8 protein-coding genes and 1 pseudogene are annotated in these 8,118 nt (G+C 39.8%); 7 read left to right on the forward strand and 2 right to left on the reverse strand.

Annotated features, from left to right (window positions below; all coding sequences use genetic code 11):
- The first annotated feature begins 65 nt into the window (after window positions 1-65).
- The 3 genes from prmA to pepF are packed head-to-tail and all read left to right on the forward strand — an operon-like array spanning window position 66 to window position 3,568.
- On the forward strand, window positions 66-1,016 hold the full coding sequence (gene prmA / locus HT691_RS02215; protein ID WP_172921722.1) for a 50S ribosomal protein L11 methyltransferase: 951 nt from the start codon (window positions 66-68) through the stop codon (window positions 1,014-1,016).
- A 1-nt stretch (window position 1,017) separates the two neighbouring features.
- Window positions 1,018-1,761 carry a 16S rRNA (uracil(1498)-N(3))-methyltransferase gene (locus HT691_RS02220; RefSeq protein ID WP_172921721.1) on the forward strand — a complete coding sequence of 248 codons (744 nt, stop codon included), beginning with the start codon at window positions 1,018-1,020 and terminating at the stop codon, window positions 1,759-1,761.
- A gap of 10 nt (window positions 1,762-1,771) precedes the next feature.
- Window positions 1,772-3,568 carry an oligoendopeptidase F gene (pepF, locus tag HT691_RS02225; protein WP_023935669.1) on the forward strand — a complete coding sequence of 599 codons (1,797 nt, stop codon included), beginning with the start codon at window positions 1,772-1,774 and terminating at the stop codon, window positions 3,566-3,568.
- A 60-nt stretch (window positions 3,569-3,628) separates the two neighbouring features.
- Here pepF and HT691_RS02230 read toward each other — a convergent pair whose 3' ends face one another.
- Window positions 3,629-4,306: a metalloregulator ArsR/SmtB family transcription factor gene (locus tag HT691_RS02230; RefSeq protein ID WP_172923201.1), complete on the reverse strand. Its 678-nt coding sequence runs from the start codon at window positions 4,304-4,306 to the stop codon at window positions 3,629-3,631.
- Between the two features lie 278 nt (window positions 4,307-4,584).
- On the opposite strand from HT691_RS02230, the gene HT691_RS02235 reads away from it, so the two are divergent.
- The 3 genes from HT691_RS02235 to HT691_RS02245 are packed head-to-tail and all read left to right on the forward strand — an operon-like array spanning window position 4,585 to window position 7,194.
- Window positions 4,585-5,697, forward strand: coding sequence for a ThiF family adenylyltransferase (locus tag HT691_RS02235; RefSeq protein WP_172923200.1), 1,113 nt, complete (start codon window positions 4,585-4,587; stop codon window positions 5,695-5,697).
- Window positions 5,667-6,437: an ABC transporter ATP-binding protein gene (locus HT691_RS02240; RefSeq protein WP_172923199.1), complete on the forward strand. Its 771-nt coding sequence runs from the start codon at window positions 5,667-5,669 to the stop codon at window positions 6,435-6,437. The genes HT691_RS02235 and HT691_RS02240 overlap by 31 nt, the downstream gene beginning before the upstream one ends.
- Complete coding sequence (locus tag HT691_RS02245; RefSeq protein ID WP_000475592.1) at window positions 6,430-7,194, forward strand: ABC transporter permease; 765 nt, start codon at window positions 6,430-6,432, stop codon at window positions 7,192-7,194. The genes HT691_RS02240 and HT691_RS02245 overlap by 8 nt, the downstream gene beginning before the upstream one ends.
- A 264-nt stretch (window positions 7,195-7,458) precedes the next feature.
- Here HT691_RS02245 and HT691_RS02250 read toward each other — a convergent pair.
- Window positions 7,459-7,707 (reverse strand): annotated as a pseudogene (locus tag HT691_RS02250) (hypothetical protein); the annotation flags it as partial.
- A gap of 44 nt (window positions 7,708-7,751) precedes the next feature.
- On the opposite strand from HT691_RS02250, the gene HT691_RS02255 reads away from it, so the two are divergent.
- Window positions 7,752-8,060 carry a hypothetical protein gene (locus tag HT691_RS02255; RefSeq protein ID WP_240148190.1) on the forward strand — a complete coding sequence of 103 codons (309 nt, stop codon included), beginning with the start codon at window positions 7,752-7,754 and terminating at the stop codon, window positions 8,058-8,060.
- The last annotated feature ends 58 nt before the right edge of the window (window positions 8,061-8,118 follow it).

The following is an 8,118-nucleotide window of genomic DNA, read 5'->3' on the forward strand; positions in this document are numbered from 1 at the left end:
GACACAAACGTCTTCAGAGAGTTTCCTATTTTGGCTTTGTGTTTTACGGGCTTGGTATCTTAATAATGGAAACATGGCAAGAGTTAAAAGTTACAGTGAAGCGTGAGGGAGAGGAATTGGTTTCCAATCTCTTGATTGAGCTGGGAGCGCAAGGTGTTGCGATTGAAGACAGTATGGACTATGTGGGAAATGTTGACCGCTTTGGCGAGATTTTCCCAGAGGTGGAGCAGCAAGAAGAAATCGTTGTGACAGCCTACTACCCTGACACGGTGGATGTGACAGTGGTTGAGGCGGACTTGCAGGCTCGCTTAGCAGAATTGACGGATTTTATGGATTTGGGAGAGTTAAAAATAGGTACGACTGCCTTGGCTGAGGAAGACTGGGCTGACAACTGGAAGAAATATTATGAGCCAGCTCGTATTACTCATGATTTGACTATCGTGCCGTCGTGGACAGACTATGAGGCGACTGCGGGAGAAAAGATTATCAAGCTGGATCCAGGTATGGCTTTTGGTACGGGGACCCATCCGACAACCAAGATGAGTCTCTTTGCCTTGGAGCAGGTCCTTCGTGGTGGCGAAACGGTGCTGGATGTGGGGACTGGTTCAGGTGTCCTCTCTATCGCCAGCTCGCTACTTGGTGCCAAGGAAATCTTCGCCTATGACCTAGATGATGTGGCGGTTCGTGTTGCTCAGGAAAATATTGAGCTAAATCCTGGTATGGAAAACATCCATGTAGCAGCAGGAGACTTGCTTAAGGGAGTTGAGATTGAGGCAGATGTGATTGTGGCTAATATCTTGGCGGATATCCTCATTCATCTAATAGACGTTGCCTATCGTTTGGTTAAGGACGAAGGCTACCTGATCATGAGTGGCATTATCAAGGATAAGTGGGACATGGTGCGCGAGTCGGCTGAATCAGCTGGATTTTTCCTTGAAACCCATATGATTCAAGGGGAATGGAATGCCTGCGTCTTCAAGAAGACCAAGGATATTTCAGGTGTGATTGGAGGCTAGGATGCAACAGTATTTTGTCAAGGGGAGTGCAGTCTCTCCTGTCACCATCGAGGACAGGGAAACCAGCAAGCATATGTTTCAGGTTATGCGCTTGAAAGAAGATGATGAGGTTACTTTGGTCTTTGATGATGGAATTAAGCGCTTGGCGCGTGTGCTGGATGTGGAAGCTCGTCAGTTTGAATTGGTAGAAGAACTAGATGACAATGTGGAACTGCCCGTTCAAGTGACCATTTCATCTGGTTTTCCCAAGGGAGATAAGTTGGAGTTTATCACTCAAAAGGTGACGGAACTAGGTGCCAGCCAGATTTGGGCCTTCCCTGCCGATTGGTCCGTTGCCAAGTGGGATGGCAAGAAATTGGGTAAAAAAGTTGAAAAACTAGAAAAAATTGCCCTTGGAGCAGCCGAGCAAAGCAAGCGTAATATTGTACCAAGTATTAAACTTTTCAAGAAAAAAGCAGATTTTCTAGCTCAGCTGGACCAGTTTGACTCTATCGTAGTGGCTTATGAAGAGTCGGCTAAAGAAGGAGAAGCTGCTGCGCTTTTACAAGCAGTTACTGGACTCGAGAAGGGAAATAAATTGCTCTTTATATTTGGTCCAGAAGGCGGTCTCTCACCTGCAGAAATTGAGAGTTTTGAAGCTAAGGGAGCGGTTCTTGCAGGACTTGGTCCTCGTATTTTGCGAGCAGAAACAGCACCACTTTACGCTTTATCAGCCCTTAGTGTTTTATTAGAATTAGAGAAATAAGAGGAAGAAAATGGAACAAAAACACCGTTCAGAATTTCCAGAGAAGGAACTCTGGGACTTAACAGCCCTATACCAAGACCGTGAGGATTTCTTGCGTGCAATCGAGAAAGCTCGCGAAGACATCAATCAGTTTAGCCGTGATTACAAGGGCAATCTTCACATTTTTGAGGATTTCGAGAAGGCCTTTGCGGAATTGGAACAGATCTACATTCAGATGAGCCATATTGGCAACTATGCTTTTATGCCTCAGACGACGGACTATAGCAATGACGAATTTGCCAATATTGCCCAAGCTGGGATGGAATTTGAAACAGCTGCCAGCGTAGCCTTGACCTTCTTTGACGATGCCTTGGTGGCAGCAGACGAGGAAGTCTTGGACCGTTTGGGTAAATTGCCACATTTAACAGCTGCCATTCGTCAGGCTAAAATCAAAAAAGCCCACTACTTAGGGGCAGATGTGGAGAAGACCTTGACAAATCTCGGTGAAGTTTTCTATAGTCCGCAGGACATTTATACTAAGATGCGAGCTGGGGATTTTGAAATGGCTGACTTTGAAGCCCATGGCAAGACCTATAAAAACAGCTTTGTCACCTATGAGAATTTCTACCAAAATCACGAGGATGCTGAGGTTCGTGAGAAATCCTTCCGTTCCTTCTCAGAGGGACTTCGTAAGCACCAAAATACGGCTGCAGCAGCCTATCTGGCTCAGGTCAAGTCTGAAAAACTCTTGGCTGATATGAAGGGATATGACTCTGTCTTTGACTATCTTCTAGCTGAACAAGAAGTGGACCGTGTCATGTTTGATCGCCAGATTGACCTCATCATGAAGGACTTTGCACCAGTCGCTCAGAGATACCTCAAGCATGTTGCCAAGGTAAATGGTCTTGAAAAGATGACCTTTGCAGACTGGAAATTGGACTTGGACAGCGCCCTCAATCCTGAAGTGACTATTGACGATGCCTATGATTTGGTCATGAAGTCGGTAGAACCTTTGGGGCAAGAATATTGTCAGGAAGTTGCTCGTTACCAAGAAGAGCGCTGGGTGGACTTTGCTGCTAACAGTGGCAAGGATTCCGGTGGTTATGCGGCGGACCCATATCGCGTACACCCTTATGTACTCATGAGCTGGACAGGCCGTTTGAGCGATGTCTATACCTTGATTCATGAAATCGGGCATTCTGGTCAATTCATCTTTTCAGACAATCATCAAAGCTATTTCAACGCCCACATGTCGACCTATTATGTTGAAGCACCGTCGACCTTCAATGAATTGCTACTCAGTGATTACTTAGAGAACCAGTCTAATGACCCACGTCAAAAACGCTTCGCTCTGGCTCATCGCTTGACAGACACCTACTTCCATAATTTCATCACCCACCTCTTGGAAGCAGCCTTCCAGCGCAAGGTTTATACACTGATTGAAGAAGGAGAAACTTTCGGAGCAAGCAAACTCAACAGCATTATGAAGGAAGTTTTGACCGATTTCTGGGGAGATGCCATTGAAATCGACGATGATGCAGCTTTGACTTGGATGCGCCAAGCTCACTACTACATGGGCTTGTATAGTTATACTTACTCAGCAGGACTAGTTATCTCGACAGCTGGTTACCTTCATCTTAAAAACTCTGAAACCGGAGCTGAAGACTGGCTCAATCTCCTCAAATCAGGTGGTAGCAAGACACCGCTTGAGTCAGCCATGATTATCGGAGCCGATATTTCAACAGACAAACCACTTCGTGATACCATCCAATTCTTGTCTGATACGGTTGATCAGATTATCGCCTACAGTGCCCAGTTGGGAGAGTAAGGGGAATAGAGAGGTTGTTATAGAATTGGTATGGACAGTTATTTGCTTAAAAATCCATGTTTAAATCCCCCACTCCTTTTCGAGGAATTCTTTGCCCTGCTCTGTAATGGTAAGTGAACGTGGCGTTTGTGTAGGGATGACCAATTGTTTTTCACTGAAAAATTCTAAAAGAGCATTGCCGAGAGCTCCGCCGACATGATTTTTACGTTCGCTCCAATCCAAACATTTAGGGCAAAATTTCCGTTTTTTCTTTTTCAATTCATCCGTATCAATGTGTAATTTTCTTTGGAAATAAGACTTCCCAGCTTCAGTGAGTTGGAAGTCTTTTTCTGATTCGCTGAGGAGATTTTCTTGCAAGAGATAATTGGTAATGGAAATGCCAAGCTCACCAGCAATATGGTCATAGCAGGTGCGAGCGACCTTTAATTCCTTTTTGTGAATGTGTTGTTTATAACTTTTGACATCACGCTGAGGAGAGTAGAAGCTGAGAAATTCCAGCATTTCTGCAATGGCAGCACTTTTTAAGGAATAATAATGAAAACGTCCATAGGTTTGTAGAGTGGTTACCTGTGCTTCGGTAAGTAATTTGAGGTGATAGCTGACAGTATGTTGCTTGATTTTGGTAAAGCTGGCAATTTTGTTAACCGTGTGAGCTTTTCCATCCATTAGAATATCTAAAATGTGCATCCGAGAAGGGTCTGATAAGAGTTTTGTGATGATGAAAATATCTGGTTCCATAAAAATTTTCTCCAAATTTCATATATCGATGATTTTCTATCTTTTATTATACTATAATTAAAGCACAAGATAAATAGATTTTTAAAATGTTTTACTAGAGAATATTTTAAATTTTATTGTCTGAGTTTAAATGGAGGTAAATTCTAATGAAAATTACAAAAGTAATTGCAGCAGTATCCACAGTTGAAGGACGTTAATCTTAAGATTACATTCTCAACATTTTTTCAAAAGTGAATGGATTTTTCCATTCCTTTTGTCTATTTTAGGAGGAAATAGAATTGAATTTACCTAAAATTAAAGATATTCATAGTGTCCTATTTTTAAAGGATAAAATTAGATTAGGTATGGGAAAAGATTATGGTATTGAGATTGAGAATCTGGATGAGAAGTATACTCAGCTCATTAAGCTCCTCGATGGACAATACACAATCAATGAAATTTGTAGCTTAGTTGATAGCTTGTCCCCTAATGAGGTAGAAGAAAGTATTTCTTTACTAGATACACTAGGGTATTTGGAGGATAATTTTGTTACTACAACTGAATTAACTTCAGAAGAATTGGACAGATATTCCGTAAATCTTAACTTTTTTAATACTTTAGATACATTATCTTTAACAAAATATGATTATCAGTTAAAATTAAAAAAGACGCGTATTTTGCTCTTAGGTATTGGTGGTATAGGAAGTAATATCTGTCTAGCATTGGCTGAATTAGGTATAGGGCATATTACAGCAGTTGATTTTGATACGGTAGAAGCTAGTAATCTCAATAGACAAATTTTGTATTCGACATCTGATATTGGAAAAAGAAAAGTAGAGGCTGCAAAAGAGTCGCTTAGAAAGTTTAATCCTTTAATTGAATTTGAGGTACTTGATAAAGAGATAGGTTCAAAAGAGGATGTTGATGAGTTAATAAAAACTTCAAAATGTGATATCGTAGTAAATGTTGCAGATTATCCAACAGGCTATATTGATTTTTGGGTCAATGAAGCTTGTGTTCAATACAATAAATTATGTCTGTCTGCTGTGGTGGGTAAGAAAAATGGGAAAGTATATTCAATTATTCCGTATAAAGCAGCGTGCTATTACTGTCAGTTTTTAGAGGATTTGGAAAAAATTCCTGAGTATGCTGAGGAGTTGGAAACTGTTCGTACGATGACAAATTCATTGGAACTAGAGATGTTCAGAACTCCGAATGGTGCTTTAGGTTCTGCTTGTCTATTTCAAGGGTATTTTATTTCGTTTGAAATTTTAAGATATATTTTTTGGGGATACGAAGCATTGCTAACATTTAATAAAAGATTCTCAATTGACTTTATAACATTCGAACAACATTTTGATGAATTAACAAAGTATCCAACATGCTCTATTTGTGGGGGGAAGAAAGAGTGAAGAAGTTAAGTGTTAAAAATCTAAAAAAGCAATATGGTTCTTATGAAGCTGTCAAGGGAATTAGCTTTGAATTGGGAGAAGGAGAGTGTTTGGGTATCTTGGGAATCAACGGTGCTGGCAAAACATCCACTTTAAAGATGATTTACTCACTGACCTCAATTTCCTCAGGAGAGATTGATATCTTGGGGCAAAATATTGAAACCAATCGTCGTAAGAGTAAATCTTGTCTGGGTATTGTAGGGCAGGAGGATATGCTGGACATGACCTTGAATGTTTATGATAATCTTTTTGCTCACGGTCTATGTTATGGTATCTCATCTGTCGAACTTAGGAAGAGAATCGATTCTCTCTTGGATTTTGTTCAACTGAGCAAACATGCGCAAAAGATGGTGAATCAGCTGTCGGGTGGGATGCGACGACGTCTTGTCTTGGCAAGAGCTCTCATCAATCGGCCTGATATTATCATTTTAGATGAACCGACAGTTGGTTTAGACATTCAATCCCGCAATATTATTTGGGATAAACTTTTGGAGTTGAAGGAATTAGGTGTTTCTATCATTATTACTTCCCACTATATGAATGAGATTGAATATTTGACAGATAGGGTGCTGATGCTCCACCAAGGGACTATCAAAGAAGAAGGAACTGTAGAAGACTTGCTCATCAAGTATGATGCTGACAACCTTGAGACGCTTTTTTTGGGGTTGACTGGGACAGAGAAGGAGGACTTGCATGTTTAAGTTATCATTTCAGTCCATCGGACACGTTGTGGTACGCAACTACATGAGTTTTAGAAATTTATTTAAAATTTCAATTGTCCCCAACCTTATCGACCCCCTCTTTTATCTTTTAGCAATGGGATTTGGAGTTGGTGCCTACTTGACGCATGTTAACGGTATGCTCTACCGTGATTTTGTCATTACAGGTTTAATTGCTGCGACTGCCATGTCTGCGGCCACCGCAGAAACAACGGTCAATGCCTTTATCCAGTATAAGATTGAAAAGACTTATGATGCTATGTTGATGACGCCAATCAATACGAGTGATATTGTGGTGGGTCAGGCTATCTGGGCAGGTATTCGTGCAGTGATTTTCGGTGGGATTTTTTGGCTGATTTCCATGCTTATCACAGCGCATTTTCATGTCTTGATGTTATTGATTCCTCTGATTTTATTTATAGTGGGTTATTTGTTTGGTGTTTTAGGACTAATCTTTACCTACTTGGCACCGTCTAGGGAATTTCTGAATTACTACAATGTTTTGGTAATCCGTCCTCTTTATATGTTTTCAGATACCTTCTTTCCCATTACTTCCTTGCCCCCAATACTTGGTGATTTGACTTGGTTTTCTCCCTTGTATCACGCTACCCGCATGATTCGTATTATATGGGGAGGTGAGGTGACAGGTTTGTATCTTCATCTTATCTGGTTGATAGCCTTGGCGCTCTTGATAACGGTGCTTCCTATGTATATGTTACATCGTAGATATTATAGATAGTCTAATTATTTGTGATGTTGTAGTCATATTCTAATTTATACTAAACGTTATTCGAATTTGGACAGGTATGGGAACTGTGCCTATCAATATTGTAATGTATTGAAGTTGAAATAGTACGGTTCAGTTTTTAAAATATTGTTAGAAATTATAGTGAAATGAAATAAGAACAGGATAAATCGATCAGGACAGTCAAATCGATTTCTAAGAATGTTTTAGAAGTAGAGGTGTACTATTCTAGTTTCAATCTACTATGTTTTAAATTCCCTAATCAATTTGTATAGTCTTTATTTCATTGCCAAATTTCAAGTTCTCCATCAAGAAGTCTTCTCTGGGGGACTTGTAGTTCAAGTGTTTTTTAGGATAGTTATTAATCCAATTTTCGATGAATGCGACTTCTTTGGGAGTCGTTTTCTTAGTTCCTTTAGGTAACCATCTCCGAATGAGCCTATTGTGATTCTCATTAGTTCCCCTTTCCCAAGAGACATAGGGGGGTGCATAATAGATATGCTCCTTATAGAGCTGTAATCAAGAAAACACGACATTTTTTAAAAACAGATATGGGAACACATAGAGTAATTCCTTTATATTTATTTAATTTAGAATTATTATTAAAAAATAATTTGTTAGATAGCGCTCAATTTTTTATAGATGATTTAGAAAATTTACTGACCAGACAAGGATATTATTTTGAAAAGACTTATTTGCTTTTTTTAAAAGGTATTTATCTCATAAAAACGAATCAAGTAGAGTTAGGCAAAAAAGAATGTTCCAAAGCTATGAGAATATGTAAGGAATATAATGATAGTGTCACAATAGAGAAATTAAACAAGACCTTTAAATCAGATTTTACCATTTATACTCAATGAAAATCAAAGAGCAAACTAGGAAGCTAGCCGCAGCTTGCCCAAAGCACTGCTTTGAGGT

Source organism: Streptococcus sp. 477 (assembly GCF_013277295.1).
Lineage (GTDB): Bacteria > Bacillota > Bacilli > Lactobacillales > Streptococcaceae > Streptococcus > Streptococcus pseudopneumoniae.